Origin of the sequence: Cellulomonas marina (genome assembly GCF_900111925.1) — a bacterium.
Lineage (GTDB): Bacteria > Actinomycetota > Actinomycetes > Actinomycetales > Cellulomonadaceae > Cellulomonas > Cellulomonas marina.
On record NZ_FOKA01000017.1, the window covers coordinates 55087 to 80532 of the forward strand.

Genomic DNA, 25446 nt, shown 5'->3' on the forward strand with positions numbered 1-25446 from the left:
GTCAGGGTGTCGCGCCTCGCACCGCCACCTCCGGGTCCGGCGGCAGCCCCGGCGGGACGCCGCCAGGCCCGGCCTCCGGCGGCCGCGGGACGTCCTGGCGGTGCAGCCGGACCCCGACGAGGGCGACGTCGTCGGCCGGCCGCTCGGGCAGCATGCGCCGCACGACCTCGTCGCACAGGGCCTGCAGGGGCGGGTCGCCGGCACCGACCTCGGCGAGCACCGCCCGGAGCTCGTCCATGCCCGCCCGGACGCTGCGGTCCCGCCGCTCGACGAGGCCGTCCGTGTACAGCAGGACCGTCGCGCCGCGCCGCAGCACCGCGACGTGCTCCGTGCGGGAGCACTCGGGCACGACGCCGAGCAACGGGTCGTTCCGGGCGGTGGCGAGGGTCTCCACGGTGCCGTCGGGGTGCAGGACGAGAGGGCTCGGGTGCCCGGCGTTCGACCAGCGCAGCCGGCACAGCCCGGCGGCGCGCTCCTCGCGCTCCTGCTCCACGCGGGCCACCACCGCCGTCGCGATCGTCGAGGACTGCAGCGTGCGCATCCCCCGGTCGACCAGCGTCAGCAGCTCGGCCGGCCCCGCCCCCGTCGCCACGCCGATCCCGCGCAGCACCGACCGGAGCTGCCCCATCGCCGCGGCCGCGTCCATGTCGTGGCCGGCGACGTCACCCACGACCAGCACCGTGCGCCCGTCGGCCTGCAGGAACGCGTCGTACCAGTCGCCGCCCACCCGCGCCGCGACGGCCGCCGGCTCGTAACGGACGACCACCTCCACGTGGTCCGGCTCGGGCGGGTCGGTGAGCATCGCCCGCTGCAGCGCCTCCGCCAGGTGCCGCTGCTCGCGGTACAGGCGGGCGTTGTCGAGGGCGAGCCCGGCCCGTCCGGCAACCTCCGTGGCGGTGCGCAGGTCCTCGTCGTCGAACGGCGCCCGCTCGGGACCGATGAAGAGGCTGAGCGCACCGAGGGTCCGACCGCGCGCGCGCATGGGCACGACCGCGCCGCCCTCGGGCGCGAGCCGCGCGAGCAGGTCCCGCGCCTCCCCCGGGCGCAGCACGCGCGCCACCTCCGTGTGCGCGGGCCGCGCGACCTGGACCGCCCGGCCCTCCTCGAGCGCCCGCAGCAGGAAGGACCGGTCCTCGAGCGCCGCGAGCCGCGTCGCGGCGTACCGCTCCGCGACGGGCCGCATCGCCGGGTCCCGGTGCCAGGAGCCGACGTCGCGCAGGTCGCGGCGGCTCGCGACGTCCCCGTGGTCCTCGACGAGCGTGACGACGCACCAGTCGGCCAGTGCGGGCACGACGAGGTGCGCGAGCCGGGCGACCGCCTCCTCCGCCTCCAGCGTCTCGCCGAGCCGCGCGCTGACCTCAGCGGTGAGACGGGCGCGCTGCGCCGCCCGGACGACCGCCTCCTCCGTGCGCCGCCGCTCCGTCACGTCCGAGAAGTAGACGGACAGGCCCGCGGGGTTCGGCCAGGCGCGGACCTGGAACCAGGCGAGCAGGGGTTCGGGGTACCAGGCGTCGAAGGCGACCTCCTGCCCCGTCGCCACGGCGCGCCGGTACTGCTCCTCGAACGGCGATCCCGGCGCCGCCGGGAACAGGTCCCACACCACGCCGCCCAGGAGGTCCTCGCGCGTGCGGCCCAGCAACTTCTCGGCCCGGGCGTTGACGTAGGTGAAGCGCCAGTCCCGGTCGAGGGAGTAGAACGCCGTCGGCATGGTCTCGAGCACGCGCGCCACCTGGGCCTCGCCGTCGCGGCGCAGGGTGGAGTCGAAGGCGGCACCGACGACGCGCTGCGCGGTCCCGTCCGGACCGAGCAGCGCACGACCGCGCGCGGTGAACCAGCGCGGTTCGCCGGCCGCGGTGACCACCCGGTACTCCACCTCGAGGTCCCCGCCCGACGCGAGCGCGGTACCGAGCACCGCTCGCACGGTGGGCAGGTCGTCGGGGTGGACGATGCGCTCGAACGTCTCGATGCGCTGGTCGAACGTCGTCTCGTCGAACCCGGCGATCTGCAGCATCCGCCGGTTCCACAGCAGGCGGCCGGTCGCGACCTCCCAGTCGAAGGTGCCGATGCCCGCGGCCTCGACCGCGGCCGCACCGAGCAGCCCCTCGCGGTCGTCGTCCCCGCCGTCGCGTCGTGCCCGGCCGTCCGCGGGGTCGTCCGCGGGGTCGACGACGGCGCCGTCCGTCGCGTCCATCCGTCCCCCACCCGCCGCGTCGGCCGCTGCTCCGACCCCGTGACCGCTCATCATGGCGGATCCGGGGCGCGCACGCCCGCGACGCGGGCGACGGTGTCGGTGTCGGTGTCGGTGAGGGCTACTCGGCGCGGCGCTGCTCGACCGTCGTCGCGCGCGCCGTCGTCGTGCGCCCGGACCGCTCCCGCAGCCACAGGACGGCGCCGGCGGCGTGCCAGCTGAGCGCGGACGAGCCCGTCATGACCAGGACGAGCCCGATGAAGTGCGTGGCGTCCACGGCAGTCCCCCGGGGTGCGGTGCGCGCCCGCACGTCGCGGGCCGCCTCACCCCCTCCATCGGCAGGCCGGGTCGCGGACCTGAGCGCGTGCCGGCCGTGCGGCCACGACCTGTCTCGCCACGCACGCACGGCGCGTCAGGCTGCGGCGTGCGCCCTCACGACGAGGTGCTCCCGCAGCCTCCCGCGGTGCCACGACGCCCGGGCGAGCCGGTGCAGGGCCGACCGCCCTCCGGTACGGTGCAGCTCGACGAGGGCCGGCAGCAGGTCGACCTCGTCCGGCGCGGCGAGCAGCTCGACCACCGGGCCCTGGGCGTCGTCGACGGACACGACCAGGGCCGGCGCGTACTCCCAGGCGGGGCGCACGTGCAGGCGCAGCCCGTCGACCTCGAGGGGCCCGGGCAGGTCGCGGCCGAGCAGGCGCACCCCCGTCAGGGCCGCGCGCACCTGCGTGGCCTCCCGCGGGTCGAGCCCCTCGGTGGCGTCGAGCTCGTCGAGGTCGGCCAGGACCACGCAGTCCAGGCCCGGCTCCTCCCCGTCGGGGTGCCAGGAGCCGTCGAGCTCGACCGTGCAGAAGCCGTCCTCGACGCGCACCGCCGCCGCGAGGAGCGCCAGGCGCTCGGCCAGCGGGGCCCGGCGCAGCGGGTGGCGCCGGACGGAGGCCGCGACGCCGCAGGAGCAGGAGATCGTCACCATGCCCTCAGGGTGCGCCCCGCCACCGACACGGCCGCCCACGACGCGCCGGGACGACCGCGCCCGCAGGGCTGCCCCGTCAGGCGTCGCGCTCGACGACCTTCACGTCCTGGATCGTCAGGCCGGGCACCTGCAGGTCCTTGCCCGCCTTGGAGAACGCCGCCACCAGGGAGGACGCGGCGCGGTCCTCGGGACGGATGTCGTCCGGCTGCAGGGAGTCCTCCGGCGTGGAGGCGCGGACCGCGTCGACGAGGGCGTCCTCGTCGGTGATGTCGACCTGGAGCTCGAGCGTGAGGGTGTGCGTCGTCATGCCCCCAGGGTGCTGGACCGGCGCACGCTCGGCCACCCGGCGGGATGCGGGTGCGCGCGACCGGTGCCACGGTGGGGGCGTGCTCGCCCCCACCTCCCCCGTCCGCACGCTCTGGCTGGTCAGGCATGGCGAGAGCCTCGGCAACGTGGCCGCGTCGGAGGCGGAGCGCACCGGCTCGGAGGTCGTCGACGTCGCGACGCGGGACGCGGACACGCCGCTGTCGGACCGGGGCCGGGAGCAGGCGGCCGCCCTCGGCCGGCACCTCGCGGCGCTGCCGGACGGCGAGCGTCCGACCGCCCTCTGGGTCTCCCCCTACGCCCGGACCCGGGCCACGGCGGCGGACGCCCTCGCCGCGGGCGGCCTCGACCTGCCGGTGCGGGTCGACGAGCGGCTGCGCGACCGGGAGCTCGGCGTGCTCGACCGGCTCACCGCGCGCGGCGTCGCCGCCCGCTTCCCGGCGGAGGCCGAGCGGCGCCGGCACCTCGGCAAGACCTACCACCGCCCCCCGGGCGGCGAGTCGTGGTCGGACGTCGCGCTGCGGCTGCGGTCCTGGTGGTCCGACGTGGAGCGCCGCGAGGACCACGAGCGGCTCCTCGTCGTCACCCACGACGCCGTCGTCGTGCTGCTGCGCGCCGTGCTCGAGGGCCTCGACGAGGACGAGCTCATGGCACTGGTCCGCGCCGGCAGCGTCCGCAACGCCTCGGTGACGACCCTCGAGCGGCGTCCCGACGGACGGCAGGACGGCGGCGGGGCCGGCACCGGCGCGTGGCGCGCGCTGCAGGCCGACGAGGTCGGCCATCTCGCGGGCGACGCGCCGGTCACCGAGCACCCCGGACGGAAGGACGACGCATGAGCGACGACCGCGACGGGGACGGCGTGGGCGTGCCGGGCGGGGACCCGGTCGCCCTGACGCCGGCCGTGCTGCGCGACTGGCCGCTGCCCGACCGCCGCGGGTCGAAGGACCGGCGGGGGGCGGTCCTCGTCGTCGGCGGGGCGCGCGGGACGGTCGGCGCCGTGCTGCTCGCCGGTGTCGCCGCGCTCCGCGTGGGGGCCGGGCGGCTGAGCCTGGCGGTGGCGGGGTCCGTCGCCCCGGCGCTCGCGGTGGCCGTCCCCGAGGCGGGCGTCACGGGGCTGCCCGAGACCGCCGCCGGATCTCTCGTCGGGTCCGACGCGGGTCTGCTCGACGGCGACCTGGAGCGGGCGCGTGCCGTCGTCCTCGGGCCGGGGCTCGACGAGCCCGACGGCACGCGGGCGCTGCTGCGGGCGGTCGCGACCCGCACGGGCACGGACGTGCCCGTCCTGCTCGACGCCTTCGCCCTCGGGGTGCTGCCGTCGACGCCCGACGTGCACGACGCGCTCGCCGGCCGCCTCGTCCTCACGCCGAACGGCGCCGAGGCGGACCGGCTGCTCGGCGACGACGAGGGCGGGGCGCACGGGTCCGACCGCGAGGTCGCGCACGCGATCGCGGCGCGCTTCGGTGCGGTCGTGGCCCTCAGCGGCACGGTCGTCGCGCCCGACGGACGCGCGTGGACCTCGCCGACCGGCGCCTCCGGCCTCGGCACGTCGGGCAGCGGGGACGTCCTCGCGGGCGCCGTGGCCGGCCTGCTCGCGGGCGGGACGCCGACCGACCAGGCCGCCTGCTGGGGCGTGTCCATGCACGGCCTCGCCGGCGACCGGCTGGCCGCCCGCGTCGGCCCGCTGGGCTACCTCGCGCGCGAGCTGTGCGAGGAGCTGCCGCGCGTGCTGGTGGAGCTCACCGCCCGCTAGGCGGCGCGCCGGCGGCCGACGCGCGGACCAGCCGCGGGACCCCCCGCGCGGGCGACGGGACGGCTCCCGCGCGACGGCTGCGGTCCCGGTCGGCCCACCGGACGCTCGCCCGGGCGTCCAGCTCGGCGACGACGTCGAGCAGCCGCCGACCGGCCTCGTCGCGCCCGACGGGGTCGTCGGCCTCCATGCGGCGCCGCACGAGCTCGCGCAGCAGGACGTGCAGGTGCTCGCAGGACACGAGCGACAGATCGGACATGACCGCCCCTTGGCGACGCCGACCGTGCGCGATCTTCACCCGGTCGGACGACAACGGTCGCACCTCACGGGCCGCCGGGGCAAGACCCCCACGGGACTCGCGCACCACGGGTGTCCGGGACCGCGCGGCCGCACCGACCGGCACTACGGTGGACCAGCGACGGAGGGAGGTGCAGGCATGGCACGCAGGGACCTGGTGGTGGTGGGCGCGTCGGCCGGAGGGGTCGAGGCGCTGCGCACGCTCGTGGCCGGGCTGCCGGCCGACCTGCCCGCGGCGGTCGTGGTGGTGCTCCACCTGCCCCCCCTCGGCGGCGAGCCACCTCGCGGCCATCCTGGACCGGTGCGGGGCGCTGCCGGCGCACGAGGCGGTCGAGGGGGACGTCCTCCTGCCCGGGCACGTGTACGTCGCGCCGCCGGACCGGCACGTCGTCGTCGTCGGCGAGACGCTCACGCTCGTGCGCGGGCCGCGCGAGAACGGCCACCGGCCGTCCGTGGACGTCCTCTTCCGCTCGGCCGCCCGCTCGCACGGGCCCCGTGCCGTCGGCGTGGTCCTGTCGGGCACGCTCGACGACGGGACCGTCGGCGCGTTGAGCCTGCACAGCAGGGGCGCCACCTGCCTCGTGCAGGAGCCCGACGACGCCGCGTACCCCGGGATGCCGGCCTCGGTGCTGGCCGCCGACCACCCCGACCACGTCCTGCCGGTCGCCGCGATGCCCGCGCTGCTCGTGCGCCTGCTCGCCGAGGACCTGCCGGGTGGGGGTGGCACCGGCGCTCCGGGAGGCGACGTCGACGGCGGCCTCGACGGCGACCTGGTCGACGTGGAGCTGGCCATCACGCGCATGGAGGACGCGGCGCTGAGCGCCGGCGACCGCCCGGGCGTCCCGTCGCCCTTCGCCTGCCCCGACTGCGCGGGCGTGCTCTTCGAGCTCGTCGACGGGCCGGTGACCCGCTACCGCTGCCGGGTCGGCCACGCGTGGTCCCCCGACAGCCTGTCGTCGCAGCAGTCGACCGCCGTCGAGAGCGCGCTGTGGATGGCGCTGCGCGCCCTGGAGGAGAAGGCCGCGCTGGCCGACCGTCTCGCGGACAACGCGGCCCGTCGGCAGCACCGGCTCACGGAGCACACGTTCACCGTCCAGGCCGGCGAGGCCCGCGCGTCGGCGCTGGTGCTCCGCGACCTCGTCGAGCGGACCTCGGCGCTCACGGCCATGGCGGCCGTGGAGAGCGAGGCCGAGCTCGCGGCCGCCCGCGACCTCGCCGCGGAGCTCGCCGGGCGCCGGCCCGCGGGGCACGGGCACGGCTCGGCGGGCGGCCCCGGTGGAGCCGGTGGCCGCGACGAGGAGGGCGGGCGGTGAGCCACGAGGACGACGAGGTCGAGCCCGACGAGGACGGGTCCGCCGCTCTCGGGCCCCTCGTGGCGGAGACGCCCGACCCCCAGCTGACCGCACTGCTCGAGCACCTGCGCGAGCAGCGGGGTTTCGACTTCACCGGCTACAAGTCCGCGAGCCTGGCGCGGCGCATCGGACGCCGGATGGCGGCCGCGGGCGTCGGCTCGTACGAGGACTACCAGGACCGCCTGTCGGTGGACCCGGGTGAGTTCGACGCCCTCTTCGACACCGTCCTGATCAACGTCACGGCGTTCTTCCGGGACGCCGACGCGTGGGAGCACCTGCGCACGGAGGTCCTGCCGCGCCTGCTGGCGCGCCGCACGGGCCGGCTGCGCGTGTGGAGCGCCGCGTGCGCGAGCGGCCAGGAGCCGTACTCCCTGGCCGTGCTGCTGGCCGAGGCGCTGGGGCCCGAGGAGTTCGCCGACCGCGTGAAGATCTACGCGACCGACGTCGACGAGGTCGCGCTGGCGACGGCCCGCAACGGCCTCTACGACGAGCGCGAGGTCGCCGGCGTGCCGGAGCAGACGCTGGCCCGGTGGTTCGAGCCGGTGGGCGACCGCTTCCAGGTGCGCAAGGAGCTGCGCCGCGCCGTCATCTTCGGCCGGAACGACCTGATCCAGGACGCGCCGATCTCCCACATCGACCTCCTCCTGTGCCGCAACGCGCTCATGTACTTCAACGCGCAGACGCAGGCCCAGATCGTCCGGCGCCTGCACTTCGCGCTCGAGCCGCACGGCGTGCTGTTCCTCGGCAAGGCGGAGATGCTCCTGTCCCACCCGGACCTCTTCCAGCCGCTCGAGCTGCGGCGGCGGTTCTTCCGCAAGGTGGTCGGCGAACCGCGGCGCGTCGCGATGCCGCTGACCGGGGCCGCACCGGCGGACGCGGTGCCGCCCGAGGACCTGTCGCGGCTGTGGGAGGAGGCCCTGCTCCAGGCCCCGGCCGCGCAGGTCGTCATCGGCCGCGACGGGGTCCTCGTGGCGTCGAACCGCCGCGCGCAGTCCCTCTTCGCCATCGGTCCGCGCGACGCCGGCCGCCCCTTCCACGACCTCGAGATGTCCTACAAGCCGGTCGAGCTGCGGTCCTCGATCGAGCAGGTCCTGGCCGCGCGCGCTCCCCTGTGGCTGCGCGACCTCTCGTGGCAGCGGGTGGGGCAGCGGCCCGTGAGCCTCGACGTCCAGGTCGTCCCGCTGCTGACCTCCGACGGTGAGGTCCTGGGCGTCACGGTGATCTTCAACGACGTCACCCGGTACCGCGAGCTGCAGGACCAGCTCGAGCAGGCCAACCAGCACCTCGAGGCGGCCTACGAGGAGCTGCAGTCCACGAACGAGGAGCTCGAGACGATGAACGAGGAGCTCCAGTCGACGAACGACGAGCTGAACTCGTCGAACGAGGAGCTGCGGCTGCGCACCGCCGAGGTGGGTGAGCTCGCACACTTCCTCGAGGCCGTCCTCGGCGGCCTGCGGGCGGGGGTCGCGGTGCTCGACGACGACCTGCGCGTGCTCGCCTGGAACGAGCGCGCCGCCGACCTGTGGGGGGTGCGCGACGACGAGGCGCTGGGCCGGCCCATGGGCGACCTCGACATCGGGCTCCCGTTCGACCGGCTGCGTCCGCTGCTGGTCGCCCACGCGAACGGCCTGCCCGCCGAGGACGTGGTCCGCGTCGAGGCCGTCAACCGCCGGGGGCGCACGGTTGACCTCGACGTGGCCGTCTCGCCGCTGCGCCGCGGCGGCGCGGGCGCGGACGGCGCCATCGTCGTCATGACCGTCGTCGGCTGACCCCCGGTCGAGCGGGGGCACCGTTCGCGCCGCGCTCCTCCGCAGGCGCGGGGGGCGCGGGCCGGGAGGCGGCGGTCTGCTCGACGAGCGCCGTGGCCAGCACGCGCAGCTTGACGTTGCGCTGCTGGCTCAGGGCCGACAGGAACGCGAACGCCTCGTCCGCCGTGCCTCCGCGGCGCGCCATGATGATGCCCTTCGCCTCGTCGATGACGGCGCGGGAGGTCAACGCCTGGTCGAGCTGAGCGGCCAGGGTCCGCAGACGGTCCTTCTGCGCGACCTCGACGAGCACCGCGCCCCCGGCCGCCGCGAGCAGCTCGGCGACGTCCACGTCCTCCTCGGTGAAGGCGTCCCGCCGCGTGCTGTACAGGTTGACCGCGCCGACGAGCCCCTCGTCGCCGGTCACCGGGACCGCCAGCACGGAGACCACGGCCGCACCGGCCGCGGTCCGCGCCAGCCCCGCCCACCGGGAGTCGGCCGCGACGTCGCCCGTGACGACGGTCTCGTGCGCCTCGGACGCCGTCACGCACGGCCCCGTCCCGGCCAGCACCTGCGCGCCGTCGAAGGCCGCCGCCAGCTCGGACGTCGACGCGACGGCCGTCGGCTCGGCCGCCGAGCCCAGGTTGACGCTCACCGCCTCCGCCGCCGCCACCGCCCGGTGGGTGACGTCGGCGATCCTCGAGAGGAGCTCCTGCGTACCGCCGGCGCGCGCCGGCAACCAGCACATGTCGGCGAAGGCGCCCGCGAGGGCGAGGGCGCGGCTCGACGCCTGCGCCGCCGGCCGTGACTCGTCGGCCAGGAAGAACGTCCACGCCAGCTCCCCCTCCTCCGCCGTCCAGCCGTCGGAGGTCACCGCGAGGTCGACGACGACGGGCTCGCTCCGTCGCGGCAGCAGCCGTACCCGCAGCCGGACGGGGTCGCCGGAGGCGGTCGCGGAGCCCAGCAGCGAGCGGACCTGCGGGCGGTCCTCCTCGTGCACGAGCAGCGGGAGCGGCTTGCGCACGAGGTGCGCGAGCGCGATGTGCAGCATCTGCCCGGCCGCCGCGTTCGCGGAGACGACGACGCCGGCGCGGTCGGTGACGACCATCGGGACCGGCAGCATCGAGGCCAGCCACTGCCGTTGCAGGCCCGCGGCCCGGCGCTCGGCCAGGAGCCGGGCGATCTGCTCGCGCTGGAGGCGCAGCTCCTCGTCCGCGACCCGCAGCTCCTCGTTGGCGGTGGCGAGCCCCTGGACGGTGGCGTCGTCCATGGGTGCCGCGCCCCCCCGTCCGATCCGGCCGATGAGGTCGTCCAGCGCGCGCAGGTCCCCGGACACCCATGACCTGCTCCCCGGGAGCGGCGTCGTCCGGGGGGTGGTCCGCGGTCGGGGCAGCGCGTGCTCCTCGGTGGTCACCGTGGTCTCCTCTCGCCACTGACGACGGACGGGCGGCCGGGACGAACCGTCCCGACCGCCCGTCCTGGGGGTTCTCGTCCTACCGTAGCCCTAGTCCTTGTGCAGGACGTCCTTGATCTTGCTCGTGACCTTCTCCGCGGTGTTCGGCACCGGCGAGGTGCCGTACAGGCGCGGGTCGGGGACGGTGGGCGGCGGCATGGGCACCCCGGCGGGCGGCTCGGCCACGTAGGTGAACTCGCCCTTGCCGTCGGGGGTGGGGCCCGACGCCCAGGAGCCCTCGGACGCGAGGGGCCCGTTCGAGAAGTTGATGTACTGGTACGACACGTCGCGGTCCTCGTTCGCCAGCGGGAAGTTGCTCGGCACGGGGAACAGCTCGTGCCCCTCCTCCTGCAGCTCCTTCGCGGCCGCCATCCACTGGTTCTGGTGCATGGTGTCGCGGGCGAGGAGGAAGCCGAGCAGGTCCTTCACGCCGTGGTCGTCGGTCATGTGGTACAGCCGGGCCACCTGGAGGCGGCCCTGCATCTCGGCGTTCGCGTTCGCGGTGAAGTCCGCCAGCAGGTTGCCGCTGGCCGTGACGTAGGCGCCGCTCCAGGGGTTGCCGTTGCTGTCGACCGGGCGCGCTCCCGCCCCGGCGACGATGGCGTGCTGGACGTCCATGCCGCCGATGATCGCCGCCACGGTCGGGTCGTCCTGGATGGCCTTCTCCGTGGCGCCCACGGGGGCCTTCTCGAGCAGCTGGGCGATCATCGTCGCGAGGATCTCGACGTGGCCGAACTCCTCCGCGCCGATCCCGTACAGCAGGTCGCGGTACTTGCCGGGCAGGTGGGTGTTCCAGGCCTGGAAGCCGTACTGCATGGCGACCGTGATCTCGCCGTACTGCCCGCCGAGGACCTCCTGCAGCTTGCGCGCGAAGACGGCGTCGGGCTTGTCGGGCTTGGCCTGGTGCTGGAGCTCCTGGCGGTGGAAGAACATGGGGCGGCCACTCCTCCCGCCGGCGCGCGGCCGGCCGGCAGTGCGTGCGCTCCGCCCTGGCGTTGGACGGGGCCGCGGCGACGACGGTCGTCGCTGCCGCTGCTCTCGACGCTAGGTGCGGTCGCCCGGCCCTGCCACCGGGCGACCGGTCCGGCCCGTGGCTACGGTCGGTGACGTGGGACGTCGCGCCGCGCGCTGGGTGACGGCGGGGCCGTCGGGCCTCGTCGCGATCGCCGTCTGCCTGACCTGTGCCGGGTGCGGTGGTCCGGACGGCGACGACGCCGTCCACGTCGCGCTCCAGCTGGAGACGGCTCTGGCCGCCGGTCAGGGGCCGGAGGCCTGCGCGCTCCTGCTGCCGGCCGCGGCGGAGGCGGTGGCCGACCGCACGGGCAACTCCTGCGACGGAGGAGTGGTGGACCTCGTCGGGGTCAGCGGCGCCGACCCGGCGGCCGCTGCGACGACCACGGCACCCCGCGTCGCCGTGGCGGGTCGGCAGGCCCAGGTCGCGCTGTCCGGCGACACCGTCTTCCTCGCGCGCGACGGCGAGGGGTGGGTCGTCACCGCGGCCCTGTGCGCGGCGCGCGCCGACCGGCCGTACGACTGCGAGGTGGAGGCGTCGTGAGGTCCACCCGCGTGCTCTTCGTCCTCGTCGTGACGCTCGTCGTCTCCACGCTGGCCGCGGTGGTCGTGCTCGCGGCGGTCCGCCGGTGAGCGGCACTACCGACGCGGCGCCTCCGGATCTGCGACCGAGCCCGGCCGGCGTCCGCGGCGTGCTCTGGCGCAACGGCCTGACGCTCGTCTTCTTGCTCTTCCTGCTGCTGTCCCTCGTCGGGCAGGCGGTCGCCGGGGCGCGCCTCTTCGACGAGGAGCAGCGCGCCGCCGGGCTCGACCCCGTCGGGCTCCTGGCGTACGTCGGGTCCTCGTCCTTCGCCGTCGACCTCGCGGAGAACTGGCAGTCCGAGTACCTGCAGTTCTTCCTCTTCGTCGTCGCCACGGTGTGGTTGGTGCAGGTCGGCTCGCCCGAGTCCAAGCCGCTCGACGGGGTCGGCCGCGAGTCGGACGAGGAGCAGCGGGTCGGCGAGCACGCCGGCCCGGGCGCGCCGTCGTGGGCGCGCCGTCGCGGCTGGCGGCTTGCGGTCTACTCGCGCTCGCTCAGCCTGGTCATGGGGGGCATCTTCCTGCTCGCCTGGGTCGCGCAGTCCGTGGCGGGCGCTGCCGCCTACAGCGAGGAGCAGATGCGCGACCTGCAGGACCCGGTCACGTGGTGGCAGTACGTCCGCATGCCGGAGTTCTGGAGCCGGACGCTGCAGAACTGGCAGTCGGAGTTCCTCGCCGTGGCGTCGATGGTGCTCTTCGCCGTGTACCTGCGCGAGAGGGGCTCGTCGCAGTCCAAGCCCGTGGGCGCGTCCCACACCACGACCGGCGTCGACGGCTGACGCGGACGGCCGGGATGCCGGGGCCGTGGCCCCTGTCGCGCCCGGACCTCAGCGCGACTGCTGCGGCCGGGCTCCCGTCGCGTAGGCCAGGTGCCCGCCCAGGTAGGCGCCGCCGCCGGCGATGCCGAAGGACGCCAGGCTCGCCGCCACGCCCGCGCGCCGGTGTCCGCGGCGGCGCAGCAGCCACGCGCCGGCGAAGCCGGCGAGGGCCACCCCGTTGAGGGCCGCGTGCACCACGCCGACCCGCCGGACGCCCGTGTCCCCCGCCGACCAGTCCGCGAGCCCGGTGATCACCGCGGGCACGGCCGCCAGGACGCCGAGCCCCAGCAGCCGGTCCGCCGCGTCCTGCGCGCCCTCCCCCCCGACGAGGTCGAGCACCACCGAGGACGTCCACAGCCCGACGGGCGCGTCGGTGAGGACGGGGTGCAGCGGGTGCCCGAGCGCCGCGCCCCTCAGGGTGCGCCACCGGCGCTCCCCGCCGACGACCGGACGCGCGACGGCCTCCAGCACCGCGACGGCGGGGTCGAGGGCCGACCGGCGCTCGAGGGCGTCGGTGAGGTGCCGCGCCGTGGACCGGGAGTACACCCCGGCACCGGCGTGATCGAGGGCTGTGCGGGTCGTGCTCATCCGGGCCTCCGCGCACGGGCCGTGCGCACCGACACGGTCCCGCCCGGGCCTGGACGGGTCGTCGGCGCGCCCCGCTGCGCGGGCCGCCGTGCGCGGCCACCCTCGCAAGGCGGTCCGACGCCCGCCACCGGGGGCGCCGTGCCGGCGTCCGGCGCCGCTCAGGCGGACGGCGCCTCCGCGTCGCCGACGTGCTCGCGCGCGATCTGCGCCACCGCCTTGCGCCCCTCGGGCTCGGTGACCATGGACCGCAGCGCCCTCGCGGCGAGCGCGAGCTCGTGCCCCGCCGAGGCGGCCCAGGCCTCGAGGGCCCGGCGCGCCTCGTCCGGCCCGAGGCCGGCGGCCGCCATCAGCACCCCGACGGCCTGGTCGACGACCGCCGTGCCCGCCACCGCGCGCTCGATGGCGCGCCCGGCGGCGTCCGCGGCCGTCCGGCGTGCGTGCTCGGTGAGGTCGACGAGCTGCCCGACGACGACGTCCTCGTCGGACGCACCGTCGGTACCGACGCCTCGTCCACCGTCGGTCGCGCCGTCAGGCCCGGCGACGGGCCCGGCGCCCGGGCGGTCGGCCAGGAGCGCGACGATCCGCTCCCGGGACCGCGCGTCGCGCAGGGCGTGCACGGACACGAAGGGCTCGAACGGGGCGCCGGCGGCGAAACGCTGCGCGAGCACGTCCCGTGCGGCGGGCTCGACGTGGGCGAGGACGAGGTCCGTGGTGGGCACGACCTCGCCCGGTGCGAAGCCGTGGATGAGGTAGACGGCGTCGGACCAGGTCCAGCGCTGGGCGGTGCGGTCCAGCCGGAAGGCGCCGGCACGCAAGGTGTCCCCCGGGACGGTGTCCGGGGTGGCAGGTTCGAGCACGGGTGCTCCTGGCGCAGGGGTGGTGCAGAGCCGCGTCCTGACTCGGCGGGTGAGGTTACCAGCCGAGTCGCACGCTGCTCGCCGCGCCGAGCACCGGCGGGGAGGCCCGCCGACGGCGCCGGCCGACGTGCGGTCAGGTAGCACTCAGGTACCGTTTCCCGGTCACCCGGTCCGGTGACGTCCGGGGTCCAGAGACGGCCCCGGGCCGCAGGAAGGACCCCGATCATGGTCGTCAACGACATCCGTCCCGCCCCCGGTCCGCACGCGGACCGGGTCGTCCCGGTCCCACCTCCGTCCGCCGCGGTCCCGCGGCGCCCGCAGCCCTCCCCCCGGTCGTCCGGCACGTCCCCGGTGCTCGCGGCGGGCACCGCCGCGGGTGGGAGCACCACACCCGCGCCCTGGTCCGCCCCCCTGCCGGACGCGCTCGCCACCGTCCGGTGCCCCGAGCCGCACCGCCCGCTGCCCCACGGCCGCGCGCACGACCCCGCCGAGGATGTGCTCGCGTGCGTCCACCGCCGGCAGGAGTCCGGCCGGGCGGTCGTCGAGCTGCGCGTGCTGGCACGCGACCACGGGCGGGTCGTCGACGTGAGCGAGGTGTACGACGACCTCGTCGCCCGGGAGGTGGACAGCGCCGTGCGGGCCTCGGTCGTCCACCGCGGGCAGATCGAGCAGGCGAAGGGCATCGTCGTCGCCGAGCTCGGCCTGGGCGAGGACCAGGCGTTCGCGCTGCTGCGGCGCCTGTCGAACGAGTCCAACGTCAAGCTGCGGGAGGTCGCCGGCCGCATCGTCGCCGCGCGCGCGTGCGCCCCCGTCGTCGCCGCGCTGCGCGCCCCGGAGCAGATCGCCTGACGGCTGCGGCCGGCGGAGCCGTCCGGCGTGCCGGCCGGCGGAGCCGTCCGGCGTGCGGACCCCGGTGGCCGGGGGCGTGGCGGTGTGGTCGCATGAGCGCGTGCTGCGTCCCCGCTCCCCCCGCGTCCTGACCCTCCCCGCCCTCGCCGCCGTGGTGGGGCTCCTCGCCGCCTGCTCCTCGGGCGGCGACGCCGGCGCCCCCGCGTCGGCCGTGGCGTCCGCCGGGTCCTCGGGCGGGTCCGACACCTCGCTGCAGGACGTGCAGGACGCGGGTGAGCTCGTGGTGGCCACGGAGGGGACCTACCGGCCCTTCAGCTACCACGAGGAGGGCTCCGGCGACCTGACGGGCTTCGACGTGGAGGTCGCCCGGGCCGTCGGCGAGCAGCTCGGCGTCGAGGTGCGGTTCGAGGAGACCCAGTGGGACGCGATCTTCGCCGGGCTCGACGCGGGCCGCTTCGACGCCATCGCCAACCAGGTCTCCATCACGGCCGAGCGCGAGGACGCGTACACGTTCTCCGAGCCGTACACGTACTCCCGCGGCGTCGTCGTCGTCCGGGCCGACGACGACTCCATCTCCTCGTTCGAGGACCTCGCGGGGAAGACGACGGCGCAGTCGCTCACCTCCAACTGGTACACGCTGGCGCAGGAGTCCGGCGCGCAGATCGAAGCCGTCGAGGGGTGGGCGCAGTCGGTCGCCCTCGTCGAGCAGGGCCGCGTCGACGCCACCATCAACGACGAGCTGACCTGGCTCGACTACGCGAACACCGACGACGCGTCGGGCCTGAAGGTGGCCGCCGAGACCGAGGACCAGTCGCGCAGCGCCATGGCGTTCCGGCGGGGCAGCGACGCGCTGGCGGGCGCCGTCGACGAGGCGCTGACGGCGCTCGCCGCCGACGGCGCGCTGGCCGAGATCTCCGCGGAGTACTTCGGCGACGACGTGACGCAGCCGTGACGACCGCGGAGCTGATCGGCGACTCCCTGTGGCCGATCGTCTCCGGGGCGCTGACCGGGACCATCCCGCTCGCGCTGGTGTCCATGGCCCTCGGGCTCGTGCTGGCACTGCTCGTCGCGCTGGCCCGGCTGTCGCCGCGCGCGTGGCTGCGGGCGCCGGCGCGCGCCTACGTCTCCCTCATCCGCGGGACGCCGCTGCTCGTGCAGCTGTTCGTCGTGTTCTACGGCCTGCCGTCGATCGGGGTGCTCGTCGACCCGTGGCCGAGCGCGATCATCGCGTTCTCGCTCAACGTCGGCGGCTACGCGGCCGAGGTGATCCGCGCGGCGATCCTGTCCGTGCCGCGGGGCCAGTGGGAGGCCGCGCACATGATCGGCATGGACCGGGCCCAGGCCCTGCGACGGATCATCCTCCCGCAGGCCGCGCGGGTGTCCGTCCCGCCGCTGTCCAACACCTTCATCAGCCTCGTGAAGGACACCTCGCTGGCGTCCCTGATCCTGGTGACCGAGCTGTTCCGCCGGGCCGAGCAGATCGCGGCCTTCTCCCAGCAGTTCATGGTGGTCTACATCGAGGCGGCCGCCGTCTACTGGGTGATCTGCCTCGTCCTGTCCGCGGTGCAGAGCCGGCTCGAGACGAGGTTGGACCGCCATGTCGCGCACTGACCGGACGGCCCCGGCCGCACCCTCCCCGCGGCCGCACGGCGCGCAGCCCCTGCTGCGGGTCCGCGGCCTGCAGAAGGCCTTCGACGGCACGCCCGTGCTGCGGTCGGTGGACCTCGAGCTGCGCAGCGGGCAGGTGCTCGCGCTCATCGGGCCCTCCGGGTCGGGCAAGACCACCGTGCTGCGCTGCCTCAACGCGCTGGAGCGCGCGGACGGCGGCGTCGTGGACCTCGACGACGTGCGCGTCGACCTCGGCGCCGACCCGACGCGGGCGCAGCTCGACGCCCTGCGCGACCGCTCCGCCATGGTGTTCCAGCACTTCCACCTGTTCCCCCACCGGACGGTGCTGCAGAACGTCACCGAGGGGCCCCTCGTCGTGCAGCGCCGGCCCGCGGCCGAGGTGCGGGCCGAGGCGCTGGAGCTGCTCCGGCGCGTGGGCCTCGACGGGCGTGCCGACGCCTACCCGCACGAGATGTCGGGCGGTCAGCAGCAGCGGGTGGCGATCGTGCGGGCGCTGGCGCTGCGGCCCCAGCTCCTGCTGTTCGACGAGCCGACGTCCGCGCTCGACCCCGAGCTCGTCGGGGACGTGCTGGCGCTCATGTCGGAGCTGGCCCGGGAGGGCTGGACGATGGTCGTCGTCACGCACGAGCTCACCTTCGCCCGGGACGTCGCGGACCAGGTGGCCTTCATGGACGGCGGCCTCGTCGTCGAGCACGGGGTGCCCGCGGACGTGCTGGGACGTCCCCGCCAGCCGCGCACGCAGCAGTTCCTCCGGCGCCTCCTGCGGGGGACGGAGCTGCCGCCCGACGACCCGACCGACGGGGTCCGCACGGTCGCGACCTAGGTCCCAGGTGGAGGGGGGTCCCCCGGGTCGACCCTGGTGGTGTCACCGCACGGTGACCAGGGTCGGGCAGGAGCCGCGGCCCCACCCCCCACGGAGGAGCCCGTCATGACCACCACCACCGCCCCCGTCCGCACCGGCGTCCGCAACGCCGCGGTCGCCCGCGTCGTCGCCCTCGTGGCGATCGTCGCCGGTGCCCTCCTCGTGATCGCCGGCGGCGTCACCTGGGGCATGGTCTCGGCCAAGCTGGCCGACGAGAACATCACCGTCGCCGAGGACGCCTTCGCCTTCGGCGGCCAGCAGGTCACCAACCCCTGGACGGCGTACGCGCAGGCGGACATCATCGCCCACCACGCGCTGGACTCGACCGGCGGCAAGACCTACGCCGAGCTGGACCGGGAGGACCCGCTGCGCGAGGTCGCCATGAACGGCTCGTTCCTGCGGGCCTCGCTGTTCACCTCGGTCGTCGCCTTCGGCATCGCGGCGCTCGTCATGGGCCTCGGGGTCCTGTTCGCCCTGCTCGGCTGGGCCGTGCTGGTCCTCGACCGGCGCACCGCCGCCGTCGCCGCGGCGCCCGCCGGGCGGGAGCCGCAGCTCGCCTGAACGGTCGATTGAACGGTGCGCCGGCCCCGGCCGGCGGCACGCCGCCGACGCCGGTCGTCCCCCGCAGCAGCGCGGGGGCGGCCGGCGTCGTCGTGCGCGCCGGTCTCCCCCGGCCGAGGAGGGCGCCGGTCAGTAGCGGACGCGCTCCGTCAGGTCGAGCCACGCCCGCATGGGGGCGTCGGCGCCGTCGACGCGGTGCGCGACGACGGGCATCGACCAGGTCGCGCGGTCCTGGGCGAACAGCGCGTAGAACGCGGAGTCGTCGAAGCCCGCGCGGGCGGCGTCGTGGCGGTCGGCGGCGAAGACGACGCGGTCGACCCGGGCCCACAGCGTGGCGGCCAGGCACAGGGGGCAGGGCTCGCAGGACGTGTACATCGTCGCGCCGGCCAGGGAGAACGTCCCCAGCGCGCGGCAGGCGTCGCGGATCGCCTGCACCTCGGCGTGCGCCGTCGGGTCCAGGTCACGGGTGACGCGGTTCTGGCCCGTGCCGACGACGCGCCCGTCGACGACGACGACGGCGCCGAACGGGCCGCCGCCCTCCGCGACGTTGCGCGTGGCCAGGTCGACGGCGGCCGTCAGCCAGCGGGCGTCCTGCTCGGTTCCTGCCTCGCTGCCAGCCGGCGGGACAGGCGTCGGGACGGGCGTCGGGACGGCGGGCGCCGCGGCGATCGTGTCGGTCACGAGCCGCATCCTGCAGCGCGCGGGTGTCCGGCGCCGTCCCGAGCCGTTACCACCGTGTTACGGGGCTGTGGCTGCTCTCAGCCGTGGGTGACGCCGCCGGTCGCGGTGCCACGATGAGGGCCCGGCGGACCGGGGGCGCGTGACGACGACGGTGGAGGTGCAGGTGCTGGAGCTCGCAGGGCGCCTGCTGGCCGAGCTGGACGCAGGCCGTCGCGTGGCGGTGGCCACCGTGGTCGACGTCGTGGGCTCGGCACCGAGCCTGGGTGGCACGTCGATGGCGCTCACGGACGACGGGCGGGTCCTGGGCAGCATCGCGGGCGGCTGCGTGGAGGGCGCGACGGTGGCCCTGTGCGAGGAGGTGCTGGCGGCGTCGGACCCGGGCGGCACCCACGCGGACTTCGGGGTCTCCGACGCGGACGCGTTCGCCGCGGGCCTCACCTGCGGCGGCACGATCACGGTGCACGTGCGGCTGCTGGGGCCCGACGACAGGCCGGCCCTGCGCGCCGCGGCGGCCGGCGACGAGGCGTGGTCGCTCACGACGTGGTCGGCGGGGCCCGACGCGACGGGGACGGCGGACGCGACGGCCGCGAGGGACGCGACGAGCACCGGCCCGGCGGCCGAGGAGGCGCGGGCGGTCCTGACGGCAGCAGCGGCGGCCCGCGTCGCGCAGGGCCGCTCCGGGCGTGTGGCCGGGGCGTGCGACGACGTCGCGCTGGAGGGCTTCGTCGAGGTGCGGGCCCGGCCCGCACGGCTCCTGCTGTACGGCGCCCTCGAGCTCAGCGCCGCCGTCGCCGTCCTCGCCCGGACCCTGGGTTGGCGCGTCACGGTCTGCGACCCCCGCTCGGCCCTCGCCACGGCCGACAGGCTCCCCGCGGCCGACGAGGTCGTCGTGGACTGGCCCGTCCGGCACCTGGCGGCGGTGGTCGCCGGGCCGGGGCTCGGACCCCGCGACGCCGTGTGCGTGCTGGTGCACGACGACCGTTTCGACACCGAGCTCGTGCTCGCGGCGCTGCGGTCCGGCGCCGGCTTCGTCGGCGCACTGGGGTCGCGGCGCACGCACGGGCGCCGGGTCGCCGCCCTCGTGGCGGCCGGGGCGACGCCGGCCGAGGTCGCCGCGCTGCACTCCCCGGTCGGACTGGACCTCGGAGCCGCCACGCCGCAGGAGACCGCGGTGTCGGTCGTCGCCGGCCTGCTGGCCGCCCGCACGGGCCGCACCGGACGACCGCTCGTCGGGCTCGAGGGGCCCCTGCACGGCCCGGCGCCCGACGTGCGGCCGGCCCCGCGACCGGTGGCCCAGCCGGACCGTCAGACCGGCTGACCCGCGTCCCGCACCAGCCGCCACAGCCGGTCGGCGGTCATCGGCAGCTCGAGGGGTCGCACGCCCAGCGCGTCACGGACGGCGTTGGCGAGCGCCGGCGCCACCGGGTTGTACGGCGCCTCGCTCATCGACTTCGCACCCAGGGGCCCGAGCTCGTCGGAGGTCGTGGCGAACAGGACCTCGGTGGTCGGCAGGTCGCCCATCTGCGGCACGTGGTAGCTGCGCAGCTCGCGGGTGAGGACGCGCGCCTCGTCGTCGAGCCGCACCTCCTCCCACAGCGCGGAGCCGATCCCCTGCGCCACGCCGCCCTCGACCTGACCGCGCAGCTGCTGCGGGTTGAGCACCACGCCGGCGTCGACGGCCTGGATCGAGCGCAGCACGTGCAGGTCGCCCGTCGCGGGGTCCACGGCGACGCGGAACGCCTGGACGTTGAACGCGACGGACCGCGGCGTGCCGTCGTGGCTGCCGCGGCCCTCGAGGTGCGCCCCGGAGGCGGCCAGCTCCGTCAGCGGCACCCGCCCGCCGGGCACGACGACCGCGTCGGGCCCGAGCGTGCCCGGCGTGGACACCGCGGTCGGGTCGTCCTGCGGATGACCCGTCAGCGTCGTCGCCGCCCCGAGCAGGCGGTCGCGCAGGTCGAGCGCCGCGCGGTGCAGCGCCAGCCCCGCGACCACCGTCCCCGCGGAGGCGAAGGCACCCGTGTCGTAGCGGACGACGTCCGTGTCGGACTGCCGCACGACGACGCGGTCGGGCGTGGTGCCCAGGGCCTGCGCGACGAGCTGCGTGTGCACGGTGGTCGTGCCGTTGCCGAACTCGGCGGTCCCGACGCGCACCTCGTAGCGCCCGTCGGGCAGCAGGCGCACGACCGCCTCGGCGTGGTGGCCGCGGGGTGCCACGGTGGCGATCATCGCCAGCGCCATGCCCTCCCCCACCCGGTACCCCGGCGGCACGGGCGGGTCGGCGGACCGGTCGGCGAGCGCCGCCTGGGCCAGGTCCAGGCACTGGTCGAGCCCGTAGCCGTGCAGCCCGAGGTCGCCCTGCTCGTCGGGGTCCGTGACGAGCAGGGGGTCGCCGGGCACGACGACGTTGCGGCGGCGCACCTCGAACGGGTCGATGCCGATCTCACGGGCCAGCTCGTCCAGCGCGCTCTCCACCGCCAGGACCACCTGGCCCAGGCCGTACCCGCGGAAGGCGCCCGACGGCAGCGTGTTGGTGTAGACGACCTCGGCGTCGACGCGCTTGGCTGCGCACCGGTACACCGACAGGGACTCGCTCACGCCGTGGAACATGACGCCCGGCCCGTGGTTGCCGTAGGCGCCGGTGTCGGACAGGACGTCGACGCGCAGCGCCGTGAGCACGCCGGCCTCGTCGGCGCCGAGCTCGACCTCCACGCGGAACGGGTGCCGCGTGGGCACGACCGTCAGCTCGTCCTCGCGCGTCATCTCGTACTGCACGGGCCGGCCCGTCCGCAGCACGGCGAGGGTCACCAGGTCCTCGGTGAGCAGCTCCTGCTTGCCGCCGAACCCGCCGCCGACGCGGCCCGCCACCACGCGGACCCGGGCCGGGTCGAGCCCGAACACGTGCGCGATCTCGTCGCGCACGAGGAACGGGACCTGCGTGCTGGTGCGCAGGACGAGGCGACCGTCGGCGTCGGTCCAGCCGCGGGTCGCGTGCGTCTCGAGGGCGACGTGCGAGACGCGCGCGGTCCGGGTGGTCAGGCGCACGCGGTGCGCTGCGGCGGCGAGTCCGGCGGCGACGTCGCCCATCTCGTCGTGCAGGGCGGCGACGACGTTGCGCCCGGGCTCCGCGATCCGCGACGAGCGGGGCTTGTCCGCGTGCAGGAGCGGGGCGCCCGGCGCGCGGGCGGCCTCGGGGTCCACGACGTGCGGGAGCACCTCGTACTCCACGTCGAGGAGGGCCCGGGCCCGCTCGGCGTCGCGCAGCGTCTCGGCGACGACGGCCGCCACCCGCTGGCCGCGGAACCGCAGCACGGGGTCGAGCACGCGCGTGTCGTCGGGGTCGTCGAGGCGGCTCTCGTGGCGGGCGGTGGAGAACAGGACGTCGGGGCTGTCCTCGTGCGTGAGCACCGCCAGGACGCCGGGCTGCGCCAGGGCGCGGGTGGCGTCGATGCGCACGATGCGGGCGTGGGCGTGAGGGCTGCCGAGCACGGCCAGGTGCGCGACGCCGGTGGCGGGCTCGTCGAGGGTGAACCGCTCGCGGCCGGTGACGACCCGGCGTGCCGCGGGGGCCAGGACGGACCGGCCGACGGCGTCACCCGCGGGGACGTCCTCCGTGGTGCGGCGGCCGGCGAGCGCGTCCCGGATCGAGCGGTACCCGGTGCACCGGCAGAGGTTGCCCTTGAGCGTCCGCGCGGTCCCGGTGGCGTACGCCGGGAGGTGCTCCGCGCCGTCGCCGGCGGGCGCGGCGGTGCCGTCGCCGGTGGTCGCTGCGCCGTCGTCGCCCTCGTCGCCCGTCAGGTCCAGACCGGCGACCGTCGTGACGAAGCCCGCGGTGCAGAACCCGCACTGGAAGGCGGCCGCGTCGGCGAAGGCCCGCTGCACGGGGTGGAGGTGCTCCTCGTCGCCCAGCCCGGCGGCGGTGGTGACCGTGCGGCCGTCGGCACGGTGCGCGGGCGTGATGCAGGAGTGCACGGGCCGGCCGTCGAGGAGGACGGTGCACGCGCCGCAGTCGCCGGTGTCGCAGCCCTTCTTCACCGCGGTGGCCCCCTGCGCGCGCAGCAGCGTCCGCAGCGCCTGGCCCGGGTCGGGCTCGACCTCCATCGGCACGCCGTCGAGCGTGAGCCTCATCGCGTCGTCCCCCACCCCTCGTGCGGCACGTCCTGCGGGCCGCCCCCCGCCGCGAGGGCGGCGTGCACCTGGCCCGCCATCCGCAGCGTCATGGCGCGCCGCCAGTCGGGCGCGCCGTGCACGTCGTCGAACCACGCGGGAACGGCCGCGTCGACCGCGGCGACGAGCGCAGCCGCCTCCGGGAGGGCCGGGAACGCGAGCCGGTACGGCCGCGGCACGCCCGCGGTGAGCGTGACCACGACGGACCCGTCGGGGTCGGTGCGCCCGGTGACGATGGCCCCGGATCGACCGAACGGCGCGAGCGACACCCGCCGCAGCACCGCGTGCGCCGCCATGGCGGGCCTCCCGACGTGCAGCGAGCGCAGCACCTCGCCGTCGGCCAGCGCCGTCGTCCCGTCGCCCGTGACGAGCTCGGCGACCGGGACGTGGCGCTCGCCGCCGTCGGGGGTCCACACGAGGGCCACCGCGTCCAGGGCGACGAGCAGCGTCGTCATCCCGCCGGCCGGCAGGGCGGTGCAGACGTTCCCGCCGACCGTCGCTGCCGCCCAGATCTTCGTCGACGCCACGAGCGCCCGCGCGCACGTGGCGACGAGGTGCTGGGAGCGCCACCCCGGCACCGGAGGAAGGGCGACGAGCTCGGCGACCGTGCACGTCGCGGCGATCGTCACGCCGTCGTCGTCGACCTCGACGGCCGGCCAGCCCAGCGAGGTGAGGTCGACGAGCACCCGCGCCGTCGACCCGGCGTACAGTGCGGTCCCCCCGGCGAGCGGCACCACGTCGCCGCCGACGACGACGTCCGCGCGCGTGCGCGCCTGCCGGACCTCGTCCACCGATGTCAGGTCCATGCCCGTCCCGTCCGCCGTGCCGTCCCGGGACGCGCCCCGGGCGCGACCATCCTGGTCAGCGGCCCGCGAGGGCGCCAGGACCGCACCGCGGGACCTTCCTCACACCAGCCGGCCGGAGCGCCGCGACCCCGAGGCCGCCAGGCAGGTGCGGTGGCGCGGGTCACACGCCGGGGGGTGAACCGGGCCGCGGTGGGAACAGCACGGCCCGTACCGTTCGTTGGCGGACCGACGGCACCCGCCGCCCGTCCGCCCCAGCCCCGGAGGCCCCGTGACCCGCACGCTCGAGGAGGAGATGGACGCCGGCGCGCGCAGCACCGGCTCCGCCCCCCAGCGCCTCCTGGCCCGCGTACGCGCGTGGACGGACGGCCGCCCCGGGCGCCGGCTCGCCTACCGCGTGCTGGTCGCGGTCGTCGGGGGTGCCACGGTCGTCGCGGGCATCGCCATGCTCGTGCTGCCCGGGCCGGGCTGGCTCGCGATCTTCCTCGGCTTGAGCATCCTCGCCTCGGAGTTCCCCGTGCTCCGCCCGGTGCTCGACCGGCTGCGCGGCCTCGTCCTGCGCGCGCTCGCCGTCGCGCGGACGTGGTGGGCCCGCCGCCGCGCCGGCCGCAGCTGACGCGCTCCTCTCGGAGGCAGTCGCGTCACGGTGGTTCGGGGATCAACGACGTCCGCTCATGCCGACGAGCGAATAGGATCAGAGAGGACCGGCCGCGAGGGCGATCTGGTCCTCCTCGAGCGGGATCGACGGTGTTCCCGCGACGACCATGTTGGCCCGCTCCCATGGCCGCTGCTGGTCGAGAAAACGGAGCTCCTCGGCCATCCACTCGTGCCAGAACGCGACGGCCTCCTCGGCGTCCCCGTTGACACCCTGCGCGATGTCGCGTGCGATACCTCGCTCTTCAGCCATGGCGAAGTCCGACTGCACCCATACCGTCGCGTCGATCAACCCGGCCAGCTCCCGCTGGTTCGCCCCGACACCTTCTACGATGACGAGGTCGAGTCCGGCAGGGACCTCGATCGATCCGGAGCGGCCGTTCCGCTCCCACGCGGGAGGACGGAAGGACACGGCCTCTCCACGGCGCAGCGGCCTCAGGACGTGATCGGCCAGCAAGTGACCCCACGCGAAGTAGGGCTCGTGCCATGCGACGTCGTCGGTGTGGACGATCGCCGAGCGACCCGTCCCTCGAGACAGGCGCTCGGCAAGCGTCGACTTTCCCGATGCGCCACGACCATCAACAGCCACGACCCTTGGCCGCCCCGCCGGCGACCCGGCCGCCTGCATCAGCAGCTGAAGGAATTGACTTCCCGACACTGCTCTCCAAGGACCTGCAGCTGGCTCTTCCTCACGCAAGGTCATCGATAACATGACTCCAGACTGCCCTAGCGAGCGTCCCCGGACACACGCTGACACTCCCCGTCCAGGGACTTGACCCGGCTATCGGTGGTCGATTGCGGCTTCGAATGATGGTTGCCGCAGCTGGAGTGATGCTGGTGCTGCTAGGGACCAGTGGGTGCTACCAGGCCAACCAGGTCACCGAGAACGCCTCGTCGGACGGGTTGCGGCTGGAGCTGGGCGAGCTGCTGATGTCGAACCTGATGGTGTTGACGGCCGATGAGGGCGAGCCAGGGACGGGTCAAGTCCTGGGTAGTGGTGTAGCGGTTCGGCGTGATCCTGGTGTTGTTCAGGCGGTCAGGGCCAGGGTGTTGTCGGTGGTGTTGATCTGCGGGTTCGGGTCGGGGAGGGCCTGGAGGCGGGCCTTGGCCAGGACGTCGAGGGCGAAGTAGCGGCGGCCTTCGGCCCATTCGTCGTGCTGTTCGGCTAGGACGGCGCCGACGAGCCGGGTGACGGCGTTGCGGTCGGGGAAGATGCCGACGACGTCGGTGCGGCGGCGGATCTCGCGGTTGAGCCGCTCGTTGGGGTTGTTGGACCAGATCTGGCGCCAGATCTCCTTGGGGAACGCGGTGAAC

General features: G+C 76.0%; 26 protein-coding genes and 2 pseudogenes. 14 read left to right on the top strand and 14 right to left on the bottom strand.

Annotated features, from left to right (window positions below; translation table 11 throughout):
* Position 1: 1 nt before the first annotated feature.
* From BM048_RS15470 to BM048_RS15480, 4 genes are all read right to left on the bottom strand, one after another.
* Positions 2-2191, bottom strand: a complete 2190-nt coding sequence (locus tag BM048_RS15470; RefSeq protein ID WP_203708920.1) for a SpoIIE family protein phosphatase — start codon at positions 2189-2191, stop codon at positions 2-4.
* Positions 2192-2309: 118 nt separating this feature from the next.
* Positions 2310-2465, bottom strand: a complete 156-nt coding sequence (locus BM048_RS18300; protein ID WP_175499580.1) for a hypothetical protein — start codon at positions 2463-2465, stop codon at positions 2310-2312.
* A 135-nt stretch (positions 2466-2600) separates the two neighbouring features.
* A complete protein-coding gene (locus BM048_RS15475; RefSeq protein ID WP_090034397.1) occupies positions 2601-3158 on the bottom strand; it encodes a hypothetical protein in 558 nt (185 codons plus the stop codon).
* A gap of 76 nt (positions 3159-3234) precedes the next feature.
* Positions 3235-3465, bottom strand: a complete 231-nt coding sequence (locus BM048_RS15480; protein ID WP_090034398.1) for a hypothetical protein — start codon at positions 3463-3465, stop codon at positions 3235-3237.
* A 79-nt stretch (positions 3466-3544) separates the two neighbouring features.
* On the opposite strand from BM048_RS15480, the gene BM048_RS15485 reads away from it, so the two are divergent.
* Together BM048_RS15485 and BM048_RS15490 are read left to right on the top strand one after the other, a co-directional pair.
* Positions 3545-4318, top strand: a complete 774-nt coding sequence (locus BM048_RS15485) for a histidine phosphatase family protein (RefSeq protein ID WP_239078908.1) — start codon at positions 3545-3547, stop codon at positions 4316-4318.
* On the top strand, positions 4315-5232 hold the full coding sequence (locus BM048_RS15490; protein WP_175499581.1) for an NAD(P)H-hydrate dehydratase: 918 nt from the start codon (positions 4315-4317) through the stop codon (positions 5230-5232). Before BM048_RS15485 ends, BM048_RS15490 begins: the two co-directional genes overlap by 4 nt.
* On the opposite strand, the gene BM048_RS15495 is transcribed toward BM048_RS15490, so the two are convergent.
* The gene (locus BM048_RS15495) at positions 5219-5488 is read right to left on the bottom strand and encodes a hypothetical protein (protein ID WP_090034400.1); all 270 of its coding nucleotides are present in this window, start codon (positions 5486-5488) and stop codon (positions 5219-5221) included. The two genes, BM048_RS15490 and BM048_RS15495, sit on opposite strands and share 14 nt — an antisense overlap.
* Positions 5489-5665: 177 nt before the next feature.
* Between BM048_RS15495 and BM048_RS19195 the strand changes: the two are divergent.
* From BM048_RS19195 to BM048_RS18855, 3 genes and pseudogenes are all read left to right on the top strand, one after another.
* Positions 5666-5770: pseudogene (locus BM048_RS19195) on the top strand (chemotaxis protein CheB); the annotation flags it as partial.
* Between the two features lie 25 nt (positions 5771-5795).
* Positions 5796-6839, top strand: a pseudogene (locus BM048_RS18850) (chemotaxis protein CheB); the annotation flags it as partial.
* Positions 6836-8647 (top strand): CheR family methyltransferase, encoded by a 1812-nt coding sequence (locus BM048_RS18855; protein ID WP_239078906.1) that lies wholly within the window; start codon positions 6836-6838, stop codon positions 8645-8647. The pseudogene BM048_RS18850 and the gene BM048_RS18855, both read left to right, overlap by 4 nt.
* Here BM048_RS18855 and BM048_RS15510 read toward each other — a convergent pair.
* On the bottom strand, positions 8628-10037 hold the full coding sequence (locus BM048_RS15510) for an ANTAR domain-containing protein (protein ID WP_139224490.1): 1410 nt from the start codon (positions 10035-10037) through the stop codon (positions 8628-8630). The genes BM048_RS18855 and BM048_RS15510 overlap by 20 nt on opposite strands.
* Before the next feature lie 90 nt (positions 10038-10127).
* On the bottom strand, positions 10128-11009 hold the full coding sequence (locus tag BM048_RS15515) for a manganese catalase (protein WP_090034402.1): 882 nt from the start codon (positions 11007-11009) through the stop codon (positions 10128-10130).
* A gap of 175 nt (positions 11010-11184) precedes the next feature.
* Here BM048_RS15515 and BM048_RS15520 point away from each other — a divergent pair, with 175 nt between their 5' ends.
* The gene (locus BM048_RS15520) at positions 11185-11631 is read left to right on the top strand and encodes a hypothetical protein (protein ID WP_139224491.1); all 447 of its coding nucleotides are present in this window, start codon (positions 11185-11187) and stop codon (positions 11629-11631) included.
* 85 nt (positions 11632-11716) lie between these two features.
* On the top strand, positions 11717-12445 hold the full coding sequence (locus tag BM048_RS15525) for a DUF6766 family protein (RefSeq protein WP_239078905.1): 729 nt from the start codon (positions 11717-11719) through the stop codon (positions 12443-12445).
* Between the two features lie 48 nt (positions 12446-12493).
* Here the strand turns inward: BM048_RS15525 and BM048_RS15530 are convergent, their stop codons facing one another.
* On the bottom strand, positions 12494-13072 hold the full coding sequence (locus tag BM048_RS15530; RefSeq protein WP_203708916.1) for a DUF2231 domain-containing protein: 579 nt from the start codon (positions 13070-13072) through the stop codon (positions 12494-12496).
* Positions 13073-13230: 158 nt separating this feature from the next.
* Positions 13231-13929, bottom strand: coding sequence for an ANTAR domain-containing protein (locus tag BM048_RS15535; RefSeq protein ID WP_090034411.1), 699 nt, complete (start codon positions 13927-13929; stop codon positions 13231-13233).
* Positions 13930-14154: 225 nt separating this feature from the next.
* Here BM048_RS15535 and BM048_RS15540 point away from each other — a divergent pair, with 225 nt between their 5' ends.
* The 5 genes from BM048_RS15540 (at position 14155) to BM048_RS15560 (ending at position 17830) form a co-directional block, all read left to right on the top strand.
* Positions 14155-14778, top strand: coding sequence for an ANTAR domain-containing protein (locus tag BM048_RS15540; RefSeq protein WP_090034413.1), 624 nt, complete (start codon positions 14155-14157; stop codon positions 14776-14778).
* 103 nt (positions 14779-14881) lie between these two features.
* Positions 14882-15730 (top strand): amino acid ABC transporter substrate-binding protein, encoded by an 849-nt coding sequence (locus BM048_RS15545; protein ID WP_090034448.1) that lies wholly within the window; start codon positions 14882-14884, stop codon positions 15728-15730.
* On the top strand, positions 15727-16389 hold the full coding sequence (locus BM048_RS15550) for an amino acid ABC transporter permease (protein WP_090034414.1): 663 nt from the start codon (positions 15727-15729) through the stop codon (positions 16387-16389). Before BM048_RS15545 ends, BM048_RS15550 begins: the two co-directional genes overlap by 4 nt.
* On the top strand, positions 16376-17230 hold the full coding sequence (locus BM048_RS15555) for an amino acid ABC transporter ATP-binding protein (RefSeq protein WP_090034416.1): 855 nt from the start codon (positions 16376-16378) through the stop codon (positions 17228-17230). Before BM048_RS15550 ends, BM048_RS15555 begins: the two co-directional genes overlap by 14 nt.
* Before the next feature lie 105 nt (positions 17231-17335).
* Positions 17336-17830 (top strand): aromatic ring-opening dioxygenase LigA, encoded by a 495-nt coding sequence (locus BM048_RS15560; protein ID WP_090034418.1) that lies wholly within the window; start codon positions 17336-17338, stop codon positions 17828-17830.
* Between the two features lie 129 nt (positions 17831-17959).
* Here the strand turns inward: BM048_RS15560 and BM048_RS15565 are convergent, their stop codons facing one another.
* Positions 17960-18520, bottom strand: coding sequence for a nucleoside deaminase (locus BM048_RS15565; protein ID WP_090034419.1), 561 nt, complete (start codon positions 18518-18520; stop codon positions 17960-17962).
* Positions 18521-18650: 130 nt separating this feature from the next.
* Between BM048_RS15565 and BM048_RS15570 the strand changes: the two genes are divergently transcribed.
* Positions 18651-19829, top strand: coding sequence for an XdhC family protein (locus tag BM048_RS15570; protein WP_239078903.1), 1179 nt, complete (start codon positions 18651-18653; stop codon positions 19827-19829).
* On the opposite strand, the gene BM048_RS15575 is transcribed toward BM048_RS15570, so the two are convergent.
* On the bottom strand, positions 19817-22636 hold the full coding sequence (locus BM048_RS15575) for a molybdopterin-dependent oxidoreductase (RefSeq protein WP_090034451.1): 2820 nt from the start codon (positions 22634-22636) through the stop codon (positions 19817-19819). The two genes, BM048_RS15570 and BM048_RS15575, sit on opposite strands and share 13 nt — an antisense overlap.
* Entirely contained in the window at positions 22633-23481 is an 849-nt protein-coding gene (locus BM048_RS15580; RefSeq protein WP_090034421.1) for an FAD binding domain-containing protein, read from the bottom strand. Before BM048_RS15580 ends, BM048_RS15575 begins: the two co-directional genes overlap by 4 nt.
* Before the next feature lie 268 nt (positions 23482-23749).
* Between BM048_RS15580 and BM048_RS15585 the strand changes: the two genes are divergently transcribed.
* Entirely contained in the window at positions 23750-24094 is a 345-nt protein-coding gene (locus BM048_RS15585) for a PGPGW domain-containing protein (RefSeq protein WP_239078902.1), read from the top strand.
* A 78-nt stretch (positions 24095-24172) separates the two neighbouring features.
* Here BM048_RS15585 and BM048_RS15590 read toward each other — a convergent pair whose 3' ends face one another.
* Both BM048_RS15590 and BM048_RS15595 read right to left on the bottom strand, forming a co-directional pair.
* Positions 24173-24844 carry a uridine kinase family protein gene (locus BM048_RS15590; RefSeq protein WP_203708914.1) on the bottom strand — a complete coding sequence of 224 codons (672 nt, stop codon included), beginning with the start codon at positions 24842-24844 and terminating at the stop codon, positions 24173-24175.
* 316 nt (positions 24845-25160) lie between these two features.
* Positions 25161-25446, bottom strand: a 286-nt coding sequence (locus BM048_RS15595; RefSeq protein WP_175499582.1) for a transposase, incomplete at its 5' end; no start/stop codon positions are given.